The sequence below is a fragment of the Carboxylicivirga caseinilyticus genome (genome assembly GCF_050589785.1).
In the GTDB taxonomy this organism is placed as follows: domain Bacteria; phylum Bacteroidota; class Bacteroidia; order Bacteroidales; family Marinilabiliaceae; genus Carboxylicivirga; species Carboxylicivirga caseinilyticus.
In genome coordinates this window covers 36307-54094 of record NZ_JBNGOX010000022.1, presented here as the reverse complement: position 1 = coordinate 54094, position 17788 = coordinate 36307, and the positions used below count along the sequence as shown (strand labels likewise).

The following is a 17788-nucleotide window of genomic DNA, read 5'->3' as shown; positions in this document are numbered from 1 at the left end:
ACCCTGATTACTTAAGTATCTGATTATCTTCACATCTTTCAAACTTCTTAATAATCAATTTTCATAGTAATCAAAAAACATACAATAATCAATTTTGTTAAGTAAGATTAATTTTCAATTTCAATTTAAATACTGATATTTTTAAACAAATGTGTCATCACAAATCAAAAATATCTATTATCACACTATATATCTGATACTTATATTCACAAATAAACACTAAATACATCCTTAACACAAAATGAACTTTTAAAACATTTTTTTGCATTTTTTTTGCTCCAGATTTGGTAAACACTGGAAATACTATATATTTGTAGAGGAAAGTTTAAGAATTATTAGTATTTAACCCTATAATTAAGGAGTATTATGAACAAGGCTCAATTAATCGATGCAATCGCTGGTGAAGCGGAAATTACAAAAGCTGACGCAAAAAAAGCTCTAGACGCTTTTATTAAAGTAACTAGTGATTCATTGAAAACTGGTGGTCGTGTTGCGCTAGTAGGATTTGGTTCTTTTGGTGTTTCTGAAAGAAGTGCTCGCACAGGTAGAAACCCTCAAACAGGTAAAGAAATTGAAATTCCTGCTAAAAAAGTTGTGAAATTCAAAGCTGGTAGCGAATTAAGCGATGCTATCAACTAATTAAGAAAGCAACAAAAAAATATTCGGAGAGCACCAAGGTGCTCTCTTTTTTTGCATAAAATTTTAACTTTAAAATTAGACTTATCGAATGAAACAAGCGCTTATAGAGTTTCTGGGAAAAGTGATGACTGAGGATCGTAGAGAAACTATGATAAATATAATTAATGACAGAACCAGATACCTAACCGTTGTTTTAGAAGATATATTTCAAACGCAGAATGCCAGTGCTGTACTTCGATCTTGCGATTGTTTTGGAGTGCAGGATGTTCATATAATTGAAAACAGAAATTCATTTAATATAAATCCCAAGGTTGTTGTTGGTACCACCAAGTGGTTGGATATTTACCGATATAAAGAACAGGAAAACAATACTCGCAAAGCATTAAAAGATCTAAAAAAACAAGGCTATCGTATTGTAGCCACATCACCTCATCATAATGATATTAATCTGGAGGAATATGATCTAAATTTAGGGAAAACAGCTCTGGTTTTTGGAACTGAGCTTACCGGAATTTCTGACATTGTAAAAGAAGAAGCTGATGACTTTCTGAAAATACCGATGCACGGATTTGCTGAAAGTCTGAATATTTCAGTTGCTGCAGCCATTTCGCTTCATCACTTAACTTACAAACTAAGACAAAGTAATATTAATTGGCAACTAGCCCCTGAAGAAAGGGACGATTTATATATCGACTGGATGAAGAAATCGATCAAGAAAAGTGATTTATTAATTCAAGAGTTCGAAGAAAGATACACCAATCAGAAATAATCATACATTTTTTAACATCTACAGTTTGATAGTGGTGATATTTTTTTAAATTTGACAAAAAACAGAATCTATGAATTGCATTATTATTGATGATGATAAGCTTTCAACGAAAATCATAAAAGAATTTATCGAGAAAACCGATGGATTAACGCATGCCGGAAGCTTTGATAGTGCTGTGACTGCAATTAATTACCTGTCCAAACCGGACACCAATCCTATTGATTTAATTTTTCTTGATATTGAGATGCCAGAGATGAGTGGTATTGATTTTCTTAAATCTTTAAGTAAGTTGCCTCAGGTTATTGTATACTCTTCTCAGGAAAAATATGCTATTGAATCATACGAATATGATGTAACTGATTATCTGTTAAAGCCTGTACAATACGGAAGGTTTATCAAGGCAGTTAATCGGGCTAAAGAACGATTTGAAGAGAGCGATACTGTATCAAGAGAAAGTAGTGAGATATTTATTAAGAACAATAGTTCTTTAGTAAGAGTGAAATACGACGACATTCTTTGGATTGAAGCACTTGAAAACTATGTTGTTCTCAACACATTTAAAGATAAGTATACCATTCATTTCACAATGAAGGCAATTTCTGAAAAGATGCCAACCGATAGATTTGTGCGTGTTCACCGTTCATTTATTGTTAATATCACTAAAATTAAAGTAATTGAAGATAATTCAGTTATTATCATGCATGACGGAGGATCGAAAATAATTCCAATCGGAAAATCCTATAAGGATAAGCTAATGGATGATATTAATTTAATTACTAAATAAGATTCGAAAGCCGTCAAACGACGGCTTTTTTATTGAAATTATAATAACGTAGATATATCAAAATAAAACGTTAATCAGCTTAAAAGTAAGTTCTCCTGTTAATGTTGGCTCAAAGTTTTCGTTACTTATTCCAAGAAGTGAAGTATTGGAACCAACAAAAAAAAGGATGCCATCGTTCTGACATCCTTTGCACTATATTAACTCAAACTTTATTTCATATTCTTTATCACATCTTCCATCTCTTCCAATGATTTTCCTTTAGTTTCAGGAACCATTTTCCAAACAAAGATGGCAGATAAAATACTCATAATACCATAGAACATATAAGTTGCTCCACCACTAAACTCCATCATTGCAGGATAGGTAGATGAGATGAAATAGTTGGCCGCCCATTGAGCAGCAACGGCTATTGCAATAGCCTTACCCCTGATTTTATTTGGAAAGATCTCTCCAATTAATACCCAACATATAGGTCCCCAACTCATCATAAACGAAGCAGTATATATAATTATAAATACCAACGTACTGATACCAATAACTTTAAAGAAAGCCAACATACCAATAGCAATCATTCCTATTGCCATACCAATCGATCCAGTAATTAATAATGGTTTACGCCCCCAGTGATCGACTGTAGCAATAGCCACAACTGTAAAAACTACATTCACTAGTCCCATTACTATGGTTTGAAGCATAGAGGCATCTTTTGCCGCACCCATACTTTCGAAGATACGGGGAGCATAATATAAGGCTACATTAATTCCTACAAATTGCTGAAAAACAGAAAGCAGAATTCCAATTACAATGACTGTTTTTCCATAAGCCAGAACAGTTGAAGAACCAACAGACTTCTTCACTGTTTCCTTAATTTCATTAAGGATATTTTTTGCAGCATTTATACCATTAATTTTTTCGAGAATAGATAATGCTTTTTCGTCCTGACCTTGCAATGCAAGATATCTGGGTGTCTCTGGCACAAAAAACAACAGAACACCAAATAAACCCGCAGGAATAGCCTCAGATATAAACATATATCGCCAGCCTACATTATTTATCCATTCAATATTTTGTCCTTTGGCTATAGACCAGTTGACAAAATAAACAACCAACATACCAAATATAATGGCAAACTGGTTAAACGAAATTAAACGACCCCGAATATGCGCCGGAGCAATTTCACTGATATACATTGGACTAATTGCAGAAGCCAATCCAACACCAATACCACCAATAATTCGATAGAAATTAAACATATAAAGCAACCCCATAGTTGGCTCACCTTCTTCAAAAAACATAAATTCAGGCTTCCCTGAACCCAATGCAGAAATAAAAAATAAAACCGCAGCAACCATCAAGGATTTTTTACGCCCTAATCGGGAGGCTAGAATACCAGAAATTGCACCACCAATAATACACCCAATCAATGCACTGGATACAGTTGCTCCATGGGCAAACGAACTCAAATTAAGTCCGTCAATTAAGAAGGTCTGAATGGATTTTTCAGCACCTGAGATTACAGCTGTATCATAACCAAAAAGCAACCCTCCTAAGGTTGCCACCAATGTTAACAGAATGATATAGCCAATATTTTGTTCTTTATTCATAAAACCTGGATTTATAAAAATCCCGAAAGATAGTTGGTTTGAAGTTGACCTACCTGAATGTACTCTTAAGAAATGCACTAACCAAAACGATTAGTGCATTTATGTTCGGTATTTATATCTTTCGGGAAAATATGATTAGATATACATGTTGATCAATTGCTCATAACGCTCTTGCTTGCCACTGATCTGATTAGGCTCACCCACTTCTTTAGCAATGGTTCTTAAATCTTCTAAAGATAATTTACCAGCTTCGAAGTCAGCACCTTTACCACTATCAAATGATGCATAACGATTTGTTTTTAATTTCAGATATTCACTATTTGTAAGGATATCATCAGCAATAACCAATGCACGTGCAAATGTATCCATACCTGAAACGTGAGCTATAAAGATATCTTCCGTATCAGTTGAATTACGACGGATTTTGGCATCAAAGTTAATACCACCACCTTGTAAACCACCTGCCTGCAGTACCACCATCATAGCCTGTACTGTTTCAGTGATGTTTGTAGGGAATTCATCTGTATCCCAACCGTTTTGATAGTCTCCTTTGTTGGCATCCATACTACCTAACATTCCTGCATCAGCTGCACATTGCAATTCGTGTTCGAATGTGTGTTGAGCCAAAGTAGCGTGGTTTACTTCAATGTTTAATTTAAAATCTTTATCTAATCCATAATTTCTTAAGAATCCTATAACAGTTTCAGCATCAACATCATACTGATGTTTAGATGGCTCCATTGGTTTAGGTTCAATAAAGAAATTACCTTTAAAACCATTGCTACGAGCATAATCACGGGCCATAGTTAAAAACTGAGCCATGTGATCTTTTTCGCGCTTCATGTTTGTATTCAACAATGACATATAACCTTCACGTCCTCCCCAGAATACATAATTTTGACCTCCTAAAGCAATAGTGGCATCAATTGCATTTTTTACCTGAGTACCGGCATGAGCCAAGGCATTGAAATCAGGATTTGTGGAAGCTCCGTTCATGTAACGAGCATTCGAGAATACGTTTGCTGTACCCCAAAGCAAGTTAACACCGGTTTCTTTTTGATATTGTTGAGCAATAGGTATAATCTTCTGTAAACGATCTTCGATTTCAAAAACAGATCCGTCACCAACTACATCAGTATCGTGAAAACAATAGAAAGGAGCACCAATCTTAGAAAAGAATTCAAATGCAGCTTCCATTTTATATTTTGCACGATCCATAGCATCAGTACCTTTGTCCCATGGAAAGTTCATTGTATCACCACCGAAAGGATCACCTCCTTTAGCGCAGAAAGAGTGCCAGTAAGCGATTGCAAAACGCATATGCTCTTTCATTGTTTTTCCTGCAATCACCTGCTCAGGATTGTACCATTTAAATGCCAATGGATTTTTTGAATCTCTACCCTCGTACCCAATCTTTCCTATTCCAGGAAAATATTCATTTGTTGCCATAACTGTAACTATTAGATTGTAAGTTTTTTATTTTAATTGTGATTTCCATAATTCATATGCTGCTTTCAAAACAGACTCATTGTCTTTATTCGGTTCGATAACCTCAACCTTGGCTAAAGATTCAAATGCCACATCCAACGAGTCGAATAAACCTGCACCATAAGCCGCTCCTCTGGCAGCTCCTAATGCTCCATCTGTTTCATACAATTCGATGGTTGAGCCGGTAACATCTGCCAATGTTTGACGAAATATCGGACTCAGAAACATATTTGCCTTTCCGGCTTTGATAACTTTTGTTTCAATACCTGTCAGTTCCATTACATCCATTCCAAATTTAAAACTGAATGCAATGCCCTCCTGAGCAGCACGTAACATATGTGCTCTTGTATGATGATTGAAATTAAGATTAACCAAACTTGAACCCGGATTCTGATTTTGAAGTACCCGTTCTGCACCATTACCAAACGGGAAGAACAATAAGCCATTGCTACCAGGTGCAACTGCAGATGCTTCTTCATTCATCTGTACATAGTCCAATTCTGAAGCAATATTTTTTCGTAACCAGGAGTTCAGGATCCCTGTTCCGTTGATACACAATAAAACACCCAAACGTGGATCGACATTGCTATGATTAACATGAGCAAATGTATTAACACGGCCCTTGGGATCGTATTTCAACTGGTCACTAACACCATAAACAACACCGGAAGTTCCTGCAGTAGCAGCCACTTCTCCAGGTTTCAATACATTTAAGCTTAAAGCATTATTAGGCTGATCTCCAGCCCTGTAAGAAACTGCTATTCCTGCTGCCAGATTCAACTCTTTTGCAACTTCTTCGGTTAATGTTCCCTGAACTTCAAAAGTTTCTTTTATAGTTGGTATTACACTTGCCTCAAAACCATAGTATTCCAAAAGTTCTTTTGACACACTTTGTGTTTGAAAATCCCAGAAGATTCCTTCCGACAAACCACTTTTAGTAGTAACAATATCACCGGTTAAACGATACGCAATGTAATCGCCAGGTAACATGATCTTATCAATTTTATTAAAAACCTCAGGTTCATTTTCTTTAACCCACTTCAATTTTGAAGCTGTGAAATTACCTGGCGAATTCAACATATGTGATAAACAGTGTTCCTCACCTAATTTATCAAAGGCATCGTTACCATATTTAATGGCACGACTGTCGCACCAGATAATTGCAGGACGTAAAACCTCCCCTTCTTTATCCACCACTACCAATCCGTGCATCTGGTATGAGATACCAATCGATTTGATTTGAGTAACCTCTACTTTTGAGTTACCTAGCACATCCTTTAAAGCTAATTTTAAATTAGCCCACCAATCATTCGGATGCTGTTCTGCCCAATCGGGCTGAGGTGAAGAAATAGCCATTTCCTCTTTCGGATAGAAAGCTGAATCAACTGCCTTACCGGTATTTACATCCAGCAAAGCAACTTTTACTGAAGAACTTCCTATGTCAAAACCTAGTGAATACATATTGCGCTTTATTAGTGTTCCGTTCTGTTGTGGTATGGTCCAAAGCTATAAAAAAGATTCATTACTACAATGATTCTCTGAAAAATATTTTTGTTGGCACACAAAAATCCAGCTTCATATCTTCCGAAGCAAAAGCTGCAGCTTTTTGTCCCATTAGCTTAAAATCAGTTGAGATAACAGATATACCCTTATAAATAAATTTCTTCATCGGCGTTTCGTTATACGATAAAATTCCAACATCAACACCCGGCTCCAGTTTCTTTTCCCTACATTGTTCCAGTATCTCACCAAGCATTCGATCACTTACACTAAAATACATCTCCCCAGCCTTCACATTTAATGTACCTGAATCCACTAAAACACTGTAATCAAATTTCTTTTTATTGCAATACTGCTTAAAATAGTCTACCGTTATTTTGGGATGATTAGTAAATTCAGGATACACCATTATCAGTTTATTATACCTCCTTAGCAAATGCTCTGCTTCCGATAAAGCTTCAATAACAGCCTGTCCAAAATCCTGATATAACTTATTGGTAATACTTTTAATATTTGTATCCCAGTCAATAATAAGGGTCTTATCAGCAGGCAACATGCTTACCACCTCTTCCACTCCCTTATGCGCAAATGGCATAATAATATATTTACTGTACCTCCCCCGACTTTCGGTTATTAACTTTTTAAAAACATCAATATTATAATGATGAAAATGTACGTCCGCAATAGTATCCTTGTCAAGATTTTTAACAAAACTACCGTACAAAACCTCTTTATAAGCTTTCAATGTATCCAGAAACAAAAACACCTTACGCCCCTCTTTAGCAACAAAGTAACCTTTATTGGGCACCGATTCTATCACACCTTGTTCTTTAAGAATCCCATACGCCTTAAAAACCGTATCACGCGACAATTTATAAGTCTGGCAAATCTGATTTACCGACGGCAACTGATCCCCTTCAAACAATTTATTCTCTGCAAGTGCATTTATTACCTGATCAACCAATTGTTGAAATTTGGGAATATCACTTGCCGGATTAATACTAAACTCCATCTTCTAAACTTTAATTTTTACGTGTTCTGTTCTGGTATGGTCAAAGGTAAACTTTATTTATAAAAGAAGCATCTTTTCTTTAAGAAAATTATTTTATTAAAACATAAAAAACCCGATCCTGTATCAGAATCGGGTCTTATCATTATTTCAATTTTGAATTATTTCACTTCAACTTTTAAAGGTGTATTCAAACATTTAGCAAATACATTTAAATAAGCTTCCCACTGCTCATTACCTTCAAATTGTTTACTTCCGCTCCAGAAAAATCCGGAATAAAACTCAACTTTACCATCAACAACTTTTAAATGCAACAGACCTTGACTCGCATCAGGCACATCTGTTTCAATTTTTGAATGGCCCGCATAATAATCAGAAGAAGCAACAATAGCATTACTGATCTCTTCGCCAAAATGAGGAGCATACCAGTTAATCCATCCTAATTCATCATTGTTCGAAAAAGTGCCTTTACGATCGTGAAATGTAACACCAGATGTAAGCGTATCAGTACCTTCAACATACACTACAAATTTAGTCATGTTACTACCCAGATCTATGGAGATAACTTTTCGCTCTTTCACCATTGCACCATCCACATCATAAGGCATATAATCCAATTCAAATTCTGTTGAAACAGGACCGTTAAAAAAGCTCTTGTGCGCTACAAAGTTTTTTGATGTATACAACACTCCATTTTTATAAACTCCTGTACCTCCACAACCACGACTGGATCCAACGTGATAATTATCCAAACCTTCACCATGATCACTATGATAATACATGTGGTCATTCTGATAACCAGCGTACCATTTATCTATAATTGAATAATCTACTTTCTTCAACCAGCAATCCACTCCACTACTTAAGGTTCCACCCGGAATATTCTCTTCAACCATCCTTTGCGCCTCTGGACCATACGTACGAAATGCAACACGATCATTTTCCCAGGTATAATCATCGGTACGCTCAGGTACAAAGCGAGCAAATGTTTTCACTTCAGTAGGTTCTATAGAACTCTCACCTTCTTTTACCCAAAAGTTTTTTGATTCATTTGCCTTCAACTCCACCTGAAACAGAATAACATCTGAGACTTCATCTCCATCTGTATCAATCAACTGACTTAAAACTTCTTTATCTGACTCCTGATCGATTACAATCGCTTTTCCATTTTGAATATTAACATCAGCCAGCTTCACTTCCACTGTTTCAATTACACGATTGAAATCAGCAGGATTCGTCACTGTAACTGTAGGCACTGGTGCACTGCATCTTGAAAATACAAACACCAATACCATTGCAGAAATTGGAAGAAATTTCTTCATCTTAGTCAAGATCATTTTCGCCTTTTACATAACCAAAATTGGCCAAAATACCTCCATCAACATACAACACATGACCATTTACGAATTCACTTGCCTTTGATGCCAAGAACAATGCAGCATTCCCTATATCTTCAGGCTCACCCCAACGTGCAGCAGGAGTACGAGTCATTACCAAATCATTAAAAGGATGACCATTTTCTCGAATTGGAGCCGTTTGAGAGGTTGCGATATAACCAGGACCAATTCCATTTATTTGCAAACCATGCTTAGCCCATTCGCAGCACATATTGGCTGTCAACAACTTTAGTCCACCTTTTGCAGCAGCATAAGCCGAAACAGAATTACGTCCATAAACACTCATCATCGAACACATATTGATGATTTTACCTCCTTTTCTCTCAATCATCTTTGGAGCAACACGCTTAGCAACAATCAATGGAGCAACCAGGTCAACATCAATCACTTGTTGAAAATCTGAAATTGGCATATCCAAAATAGGAATACGCTTAATAATTCCGGCATTATTTACAAGGATATCAACAGGTCCAACTTCATTCTCGATTTGAGTAATTCCTTTGTCAACATCAGCCTCGTTGGTAACATTAAAAACCAATGTGTAAACATCAATACCATCCTTGGCATATGCCGCTTTACAAGCTTCCAGTTTATCTTCAGCCAGGTCATTTACACAGATTTTAGCACCTGCTTTTCCTAACACTTTACCGATAGCCATACCAATACCATGTGTTCCACCGGTAATAAGGGCTACTTTTCCTGATAAGTCAAATAATTCTTGTATCATTTTATGCAATAAGTTTTATAAAAAATCCTGTCGTAAAGGGGTAAAACAATCAATGAGTCTAACAATCGGAGTTAATCGTTGAATAGTATGAGGAACACCTGATGGTATCGCAAAATGGTCACCTGCCTTAAGGTATACCTTTTCATCATCGCCTACCAACAAGTAAATTTCACCTTCGATCATATAGGAAACCTGTTCATGAGGATGCGAATGAAATGGATCCGGATTTTCCGTTGGTCCGTCAGTAAATTCAACATTAACCATCATCAGATGATCTGTTTTTAAAATTCTCCGCTCAATGCCATCAGCTACTTTTGTAACCGGCAACTCGTCGTATTTACCCACATATTTCATCTAATAATATTATTTTAATTCGTTTGGCTGACGTACATCCATATCTCCATAATCAAGATTCTCACCTGCCATACCCCAAATAAAGATATAGTTGGATGTACCTGCAGCACTATGAATACTCCATGATGGCGATAACACCGCCTGTTCATTCTGCATCCAGATATGACGTGTTTCATCTGGTTGACCCATGAAGTGACAGATCGCTTGTTTTTCAGGTACCTCAAAATAGAAATAAGCTTCCATACGACGATTGTGTGTATGAGCTGGCATAGTATTCCAAACACTACCAGGTTTCAACTCCGTCATACCCATTTGAAGCTGACAAGTCTCAACAACTTCTTTAACCAAAAGCTGATTGATCTGACGCTCATTTGAAGTCTCCAATGCACCCAGTTGCAAAACATTAGCATCTTTCAAAGTAACATGCTTAGACGGTAAAGACTTATGAGCAGGAGCTGAATTAACGTAAAAATGAGCTGGTTTTGAAGCATCAGCTGAGGTAAAAACAACATCTTTAATGCCACTACCCAAGTACAAAGCCTCTTTATATTCTAATTTATATTCAACACCGTCAGCAGTAACTGTTCCACTACCTCCAACGTTGATAATTCCCATTTCTCGACGGTTAAGAAAATATTCAGACTTCAACTCATCATAGGTTCCCAGGTTAATTGGCTTTTCTAAAGGCACTACACCTCCAACCATATAACGATCATACATCGAATAAACCAGACTAATTTCGCCGGGAACCATTACTTTTTCAATCAAAAATTCTTTTCTGATACGTTCTGTATCATAAGATTTAGCATCCTGAGGATGTACTGCATAACGAAGTTCTAAACTCATAATATTTTATTTTTAGTTATCTATAATCTTTCCATGAAGAACTTCTACCTATAAACCGAACAGGTATAACTTCTTCTTCCGGCACTTCTTCCTTTTGAATAGCTTTTATCATAGCTGCGGCTACCTTATTTCCCATCTCCAAAGCATTTTGCTCCACTGAAGACAAAGCTGGATCCATTAATTCGGAAAATGGCTCATTGGCAAAACCCACAATCCCAAATTGATCCGGAATATGATAACCTAGAGACTTCAACCCTTCCATGGCCCCAAGAGCACTATAATCACCCGCACAAAAAACAGCATCAGCACTGGTACGCATTACTAGTTTATGAATGTGAGAATAACCGGCATCACGGGTAATTACATCATCCACTATCAATTTCTCATCCACTTTCATACCTGCCTCTTCCAAAGCAGCTATATAACCCGCCTTTCTTTCGCGATAAGCTCTTAGCTTATAACTTCCACTAAAATGAGCAATATGCTTAAATCCACATTTAATCAGATGACGTGTCGCCAGATAACCTCCGGTATAATTATCGTTTGTTATTTTTGATCCGGGCAGACTTTTTGTTACCCGGTCGAATTGAACCAACGGCACATTGTGCTTAATTACTTCCTGCAGATGTTCAAAACTGTTGGTTTGAAGCGACAAAGAAATAATAATCCCTCCAACCCTGTTCTGCAACAGCGACTCTACAGCCTTCACCTCCCGGCTTAACATCTCACCGCTTTGAATGATAACCAGATTATATCCGGCCGGATTTAATATTTCCTCAACTCCACTGATTACATTGCTAAAGAAATGACGATTGATTCGTGGTACAATCATACCAATGGAATCACTTGTTCCTTTGCGCAACGAAGCTGCCATAACATTCGGCTGATATCCCATCTCCCTGGCTGTCACCTGCACTTTTGCCCGTGTACTTTCACTAACCCGTGTATTATTTGCCAAAGCCCTCGAAACAGTAGAGGCTGTCATATTTAATTTCCTGGCAATATCACTTATGGTTACTTTTTTCATTAGTCATATACTATAATCAGCAATTAATTTCTGCCTTAATAAATACTATTCACATTAAAGCAATACAAAAATACAATCGTTTGCACACAAAACAAGTTTTATCTCAATATTTTTTCAACTTAAAACATTTGAATAATTCATTCGAGTGATTTACAGCTAAATAAAATTCATTTTAAATTAAAATTTTATCTTTCTCATTTTCTGCTATTTAAATATATTAACTAAAAAAATTTTCATCGTAAATATTGCAAAAATAAATTTTGCGTTGCATCTTCGTGTTCGTTAACGGCTAATGACAATTCAAATCTTTTTAGATGATGCAACCATTTATACACAAGGATTTCCTTTTGGAAACCGAGACTTCAAAAAAATTATACCACGAGTATTCAGAGAACCAACCAATCATTGACTTCCATTGTCATTTAAATCCACAGTTTATTGCCGAGGATCGTCAATTCGAGAGTCTGGGACAAATATGGCTGGAAGGTGATCATTACAAGTGGCGTGCAATGCGCATTAACGGCGTAGACGAACACTATTGTAACGGCAAAGCTTCTGGCAAGGAGAAATTCATGAAATATGCTGAGACAGTTCCTTACACAGCTGGTAATCCTCTTTACCATTGGACCCATCTGGAACTTGCCCGTTATTTTAACATCACAGATTTACTTTCTCCTGTTACAGCTGAAAAAATCTTTGAGACTACCAAAGCAATGATTCAAACTCCAGACTACAGTACCAGAAAACTTTTGGAGATGATAAATGTAGAAGTAGTTGGTACTACAGATGATCCTGCTGACGATCTTCGCTATCACAAGCAATTAAAAGAAGAAGGTTATCATATTAAAGTCGTGCCAACCTATCGTGCCGATAATGTTATTAAAACAGAAGATCCTGTTCAATTCAAAGCATACATTGAGAAATTAGGAGAAGTTGCTGATGTGTCCATCTCATCTTTAACTGATTTGATTGAAGCATTGGATCGTCGCCATGCATATTTTCATGAATTAGGTGCCCGAGCTTCTGATAGTGGACCAGACCGCTTCTTCTTTGCTGCTTATACTCAAGAGGAAGTTAATGCAATCTTCCTAAAATTAATGGCTGGTAAAACAATTGACGAAGAAGAAACTGAAAAATACCGTTGTTGTGTAATGGCAGAATTGGCCAAGTTAAATCACAAACGCGGATGGACACAACAATTCCACGTTGGAGCTTTACGTAACAACAATACCCGTAAATTCAATATTATGGGAGCTGACACAGGTTGGGATTCAATCAACAATTCTCAGAATGCGCTTAAAATGTCGCAATTCCTGAACTTATTGGATACCACAGATCAGTTGGCAAAAACCATTCTTTACAACTTAAATCCAGCTGATAATGAGATGATGGTTACCATGTGTGGTAATTTCAACGATGGCTCTACTGTTGGTAAAGTACAATATGGAGCAGCATGGTGGTTCCTTGATCAAAAAACAGGAATGGAAAAACATCTGTTAGACCTTTCTGCTTTGGGATTATTGAGTCGCTTTGTTGGTATGGTAACCGACAGCCGTAGCTTCTTATCATACCCTCGTCACGAGTATTTCCGTCGAATTGTTTGTAATCATCTGGGTAAAGAAGTTGAAAAAGGTATGATTCCTAATGATGAATCTATCTTAAAACAAATGGTTGAAGGAGTTTCCTATAAAAACGCAAAAACATACTTTAATTTTTAATAGAAATGTCAAAGAAAGTAGTCTCTTTTGGAGAAATCATGTTACGTCTGGCCACCCCTGGTTACCAGCGCTTTACTCAAGCTACATCATTTGAAGCTACCTTTGGCGGTGGCGAGGCTAACGTAGCTGTATCACTTGCCAACTATGGCGTAGATGTTTCATTTGTTACCCGATTACCAAACAACGACATTGGTAAATCGTGCCAGATGGATCTTCAAAAGTACGGTGTTAATACCGACAAAATTCTTCACGGTGGAGATCGATTAGGTATTTATTTCCTTGAAACAGGAGCTGTGGCACGTGCCAGTAAAGTGGTATACGACCGTGCAAACTCAGCCTTCTCTGAAGTTGGAAAAGGAATGTTTAACTGGGAAGAAATATTGAAGGATGCAGATTACTTCCACTGGACAGGAATTACACCTGCTGTTTCTCAGGGAGCTGCAGATGCATGTCTGGAAGCCATTCAGGTTGCTAATAAAATGGGAGTTACTGTTACATGTGACTTAAACTATCGCAAAAACCTATGGAAGTACGGCAAAAAAGCTTCTGAAGTTATGCCGGAACTCGTTGCAGGTTGTGACATTGTTTTAGGTAACGAAGAAGATGCTGAAATGGTATTGGGTATCAAACCTGAAGGTGTTGATATTACTGGTGGACACGTTGAAGCAGAAGCTTATCGTAGCGTATCTCAACAGATAATGAAATTATACCCACGCGTCAAGAAAGTAATTACTACCCTTCGTGGATCGGTAAGTGCTAATCACAACAGCTGGTCGGGTGTAATCTACGATGGTGAAAACCTATTTCAGGCACCTACCTATCAAATTACACACATTGTTGACCGTGTAGGTGGTGGAGACTCTTTTATGGGTGGTTTAATCTACGGTTTAATTGCTTATGAAGGCGATGATCAGAAAGCCATCAACTTTGCTACAGCAGCATCTTGTTTGAAACATACCATCCCGGGTGATTTCAACCAGGTATCTGTTGAAGAGGTAGAGAAATTGATGGGTGGCGACGCTTCAGGAAGAGTTTCACGATAAGTAATAAAAGCAGAAGTTTTTATAGAAAGAAGTACATTTAACAAACGGACTTCAGACTTATAACTTCGGACTTTAGATAAAAAATGCTTGATTACAACAAGTCGGAGTACAGTAATTTCTTGGAGGAGCTTGTTAACATATACTTGCTCCGGCTTGTTTTATTTTGATAAAAAATGGCAAAATATTCCAGAACAGAAGTATTTATGGCGATGAAAGAAACCGGTGTTGTACCTGTGTTTTTTCATGCCGATTTAGATGTGTGTAAAAATGTTGTAAAAGCATGTTATGATGGTGGAATTCGTGTTTTTGAATTCGTTAACCGTGGTGATTTTGCGCACGAACTATTCAGCGAACTAAACAAGTATGCTTTAAAAGAATTGCCCGGTATGATTTTAGGTGCCGGATCAATTGTTGAAGAAGCAACCACTGCCTTATACATTCAGTCGGGTGCTAACTTTATTGTTTCACCATTATTGAATGAAAACATGGCCCGCATCTGTAACCGCAGAAAAATAATGTGGTCGCCAGGTTGCGGAACCATTTCAGAAATTAATAAAGCACAAGAATTAGGTGCAGAAGTAGTTAAAGTATTCCCTGCGTCGGAAGTTGGAGGACCATCTTTTGTAAAAGCAGTTAAGGCTCCAATGCCTTGGACTGATATAATGCCAACAGGAGGTGTTACCACTGAAAAAGATAACCTTAAAAAATGGTTTGATGCAGGAGTAACCTGTGTGGGAATGGGATCAAACTTATTTCCAAAGGATATTATGGACGCTAAAAACTATTCTGCCCTTGCTGATAAAGTGAAAGAATTGATAGCTAATATCCAAGAAGTAAAGAATTAATCCATGGAATTAAATGTAAAAAACAAAGTAGCGGTAATTACTGGCGGTTCAGGAATACTCTGTTCTGCCATGGCTCATGGTTTAGCCACTAAAGGAGTTAAAACAGCCATTTTAAATCGTAATCAGGAGTCAGCTGATAAGGTTGCCAAAGAAATTGAAGATGCAACCGGTTCTAAATCAATTGGTATCTCTGCCGATGTTTTAAACAAGGAATCTCTTGTAAAAGCATTGGAAATCATCCACAACGAATTAGGTACCATCGACTATCTGATAAACGGTGCAGGAGGAAACTCTGCTTCAGCCACGACACAGGTTGAGATGATTACAGAAGAAAACATTTCTGACCTTGAAAAAACCTTTTATGGTTTGCAGATGGAAGGTTTTGATAATGTATTCGATCTTAATTTTAAAGGGACACTCCTACCCTCTTTGATTTTTACAAAAGACATGCTGGAGAAAAGAAACGGTGTTGTCATCAATATTTCTTCGATGAACAGTTATACGCCACTCACTAAGATTCCGGCATATTCGGCAGCTAAGGCTGCTATTAACAATTTCACGCAGTGGATGGCAGTACACTTTGCTCAAACAGGAATCAGAGTAAATGCCATTGCCCCTGGTTTTTTCTTAACTAACCAAAATCGCTTTTTGTTGGTTGATGAGCAAACTCAATCGCCAACACCTCGCGGACAGAAAATTATAAATAACACACCGATGGGACGCTACGGCGACGCAGAAGAACTGGCCGGAACCTTATTATATTTGGTTTCCGACTGGTCAAAATTCGTTACCGGTGTTGTTGTTCCTGTTGATGGAGGTTTTAGCGCCTTTAGTGGTGTTTAAACAAAATAAATTGCAATTATTGAAGTAAACTCTTGGCAGTAGATGGTGAAATGCCATTTACTGCTATCTTCCCAGCAAATGTAAAATACTTGAAAACCCTTAGATCAAAATAACAATGAGTATTCAATTGAAAAACAACTGCAAATATGCTCTGGTAGTACCCACCAGTATGGGTGTTCGCATTACGCCACCAAACGGCCAGCCCGTTTACAGCAGCGATCAATTTACCATGTATGCCACAAGTGCCGAAACCAATGTCGCAAGCATTGCTTCATACCTGGGTTTACCGGTAAAAGTATTAACAAAATTTGTTCAGGGAAGCCCCATTGCCGAGTTTATTAAAAGCAATCTTAAAGGCCGTCATATGGACTTTGAAGGTCCGGAAGTGCCTCAGGGAGGACCATGGGGATACCGTCATCAGTTTAATATTGCTGATAGCGGTTATGGTTCACGTGGACCACGTGTACAAAACGACCGTGCCGGTGAAGTAGGTCGCACTTTAAGTGTGAAGGATTTTGATATTGAAAAATTATTTGGTCAGGATGGAGTACAGATTGTACATCTTTCAGGCTTGATAGCTGCCCTTTCGCCTGAGACCAGTGAATTTTGCCTTGAATTGGCCAGAGCAGCAAAAAAACATGGTACACGAATTGCTTTTGACTTAAATTACAGAGCAACATTCTGGAAAGGTCGCGAAAAGGAATTAGGAGAAATATTTTCAGAGATAGCATCTGTTTCCGATATTTTAGTGGGTAACGAAGAAGATTTCCAGTTATGCCTGGGTATTGAAGGACCCGAAGCAGGTGGAGAAGGCTTGCAATCAAAAATTGATAGTTTCAAAGAGATGATCACCCGAGTTAAAGCAACTTATCCGGGAGCATCTATTTTTGCCACCACATTACGCGAAGTAATCAGCACCAACCAACATCTTTGGGGTGCAATAATGCTGCAAGATACCAACTGGCATGTAATTGAACCACGTCAGATTACGGTTTTGGATCGTATCGGTGGCGGAGATGGTTTTGTGGGTGGATTGCTTTATGGTGTTTTAAAAGAAATGCCGGCTGAAAAAGCCATGCAGTTCGGATGGGCCTCAGGAGCCCTGGCAACTACCTTCCTTACCGATTATGCCCAACCAGCTGATGAAGCGATGGTTTGGAGTGTCTGGGAAGGAAACGCAAGAGTTCAACGTTAA

Annotated in this window: 17 protein-coding genes; 8 read left to right on the top strand and 9 right to left on the bottom strand. The window is 37.5% G+C overall.

The genetic code is table 11. From position 1 onward, the window contains the following. The first annotated feature begins 366 nt into the window (after nt 1–366). The 3 genes from ACRD62_RS12435 to ACRD62_RS12425 all read left to right on the top strand — a co-directional run bounded on the left by ACRD62_RS12435 (nt 367) and on the right by ACRD62_RS12425 (nt 2192). Complete coding sequence (locus ACRD62_RS12435; RefSeq protein WP_319397756.1) at nt 367–639, top strand: HU family DNA-binding protein; 273 nt, start codon at nt 367–369, stop codon at nt 637–639. A gap of 88 nt (nt 640–727) precedes the next feature. Further along, nucleotides 728–1408, top strand: coding sequence for a TrmH family RNA methyltransferase (locus tag ACRD62_RS12430; protein WP_430820439.1), 681 nt, complete (start codon nt 728–730; stop codon nt 1406–1408). A 70-nt stretch (nt 1409–1478) separates the two neighbouring features. Then, on the top strand, nt 1479–2192 hold the full coding sequence (locus ACRD62_RS12425) for a LytR/AlgR family response regulator transcription factor (RefSeq protein ID WP_430820438.1): 714 nt from the start codon (nt 1479–1481) through the stop codon (nt 2190–2192). Nucleotides 2193–2401: 209 nt separating this feature from the next. On the opposite strand, the gene xylE is transcribed toward ACRD62_RS12425, so the two are convergent. From xylE to ACRD62_RS12380, 9 genes are all read right to left on the bottom strand, one after another. Beyond that, a complete protein-coding gene (xylE, locus tag ACRD62_RS12420) occupies nt 2402–3796 on the bottom strand; it encodes a D-xylose transporter XylE (RefSeq protein ID WP_430820437.1) in 1395 nt (464 codons plus the stop codon). Between the two features lie 135 nt (nt 3797–3931). Next, nucleotides 3932–5245, bottom strand: a complete 1314-nt coding sequence (gene xylA, locus ACRD62_RS12415) for a xylose isomerase (protein ID WP_430820436.1) — start codon at nt 5243–5245, stop codon at nt 3932–3934. Between the two features lie 27 nt (nt 5246–5272). After that, the gene (locus ACRD62_RS12410) at nt 5273–6745 is read right to left on the bottom strand and encodes a xylulokinase (RefSeq protein ID WP_430820435.1); all 1473 of its coding nucleotides are present in this window, start codon (nt 6743–6745) and stop codon (nt 5273–5275) included. Between the two features lie 64 nt (nt 6746–6809). Continuing rightward, the gene (locus ACRD62_RS12405) at nt 6810–7796 is read right to left on the bottom strand and encodes a GntR family transcriptional regulator (protein ID WP_430820434.1); all 987 of its coding nucleotides are present in this window, start codon (nt 7794–7796) and stop codon (nt 6810–6812) included. Between the two features lie 158 nt (nt 7797–7954). Next, nucleotides 7955–9115, bottom strand: coding sequence for a BT3233 family polysaccharide utilization protein (locus ACRD62_RS12400; RefSeq protein ID WP_430820433.1), 1161 nt, complete (start codon nt 9113–9115; stop codon nt 7955–7957). A gap of 1 nt (nt 9116) precedes the next feature. Then, nucleotides 9117–9917 carry a gluconate 5-dehydrogenase gene (locus ACRD62_RS12395; RefSeq protein ID WP_430820432.1) on the bottom strand — a complete coding sequence of 267 codons (801 nt, stop codon included), beginning with the start codon at nt 9915–9917 and terminating at the stop codon, nt 9117–9119. A gap of 15 nt (nt 9918–9932) precedes the next feature. Next, nucleotides 9933–10271, bottom strand: a complete 339-nt coding sequence (locus ACRD62_RS12390; protein ID WP_430820431.1) for a cupin domain-containing protein — start codon at nt 10269–10271, stop codon at nt 9933–9935. A 9-nt stretch (nt 10272–10280) separates the two neighbouring features. Further along, entirely contained in the window at nt 10281–11117 is an 837-nt protein-coding gene (gene kduI, locus ACRD62_RS12385; protein ID WP_430820430.1) for a 5-dehydro-4-deoxy-D-glucuronate isomerase, read from the bottom strand. Nucleotides 11118–11133: 16 nt separating this feature from the next. Further along, nucleotides 11134–12144 (bottom strand): LacI family DNA-binding transcriptional regulator, encoded by a 1011-nt coding sequence (locus ACRD62_RS12380; protein WP_430820429.1) that lies wholly within the window; start codon nt 12142–12144, stop codon nt 11134–11136. Nucleotides 12145–12458: 314 nt separating this feature from the next. Between ACRD62_RS12380 and uxaC the strand changes: the two genes are divergently transcribed. From uxaC to ACRD62_RS12355, 5 genes are all read left to right on the top strand, one after another. Further along, complete coding sequence (gene uxaC, locus ACRD62_RS12375) at nt 12459–13862, top strand: glucuronate isomerase (RefSeq protein ID WP_430820428.1); 1404 nt, start codon at nt 12459–12461, stop codon at nt 13860–13862. 5 nt (nt 13863–13867) lie between these two features. Beyond that, on the top strand, nt 13868–14905 hold the full coding sequence (locus tag ACRD62_RS12370) for a PfkB family carbohydrate kinase (RefSeq protein WP_430820427.1): 1038 nt from the start codon (nt 13868–13870) through the stop codon (nt 14903–14905). 173 nt (nt 14906–15078) lie between these two features. Continuing rightward, nucleotides 15079–15750 (top strand): bifunctional 4-hydroxy-2-oxoglutarate aldolase/2-dehydro-3-deoxy-phosphogluconate aldolase, encoded by a 672-nt coding sequence (locus ACRD62_RS12365; protein ID WP_430820426.1) that lies wholly within the window; start codon nt 15079–15081, stop codon nt 15748–15750. A gap of 3 nt (nt 15751–15753) precedes the next feature. After that, a complete protein-coding gene (locus ACRD62_RS12360) occupies nt 15754–16593 on the top strand; it encodes an SDR family oxidoreductase (RefSeq protein WP_430820425.1) in 840 nt (279 codons plus the stop codon). Nucleotides 16594–16708: 115 nt separating this feature from the next. Then, nucleotides 16709–17788, top strand: a complete 1080-nt coding sequence (locus ACRD62_RS12355) for a sugar kinase (RefSeq protein ID WP_430820424.1) — start codon at nt 16709–16711, stop codon at nt 17786–17788.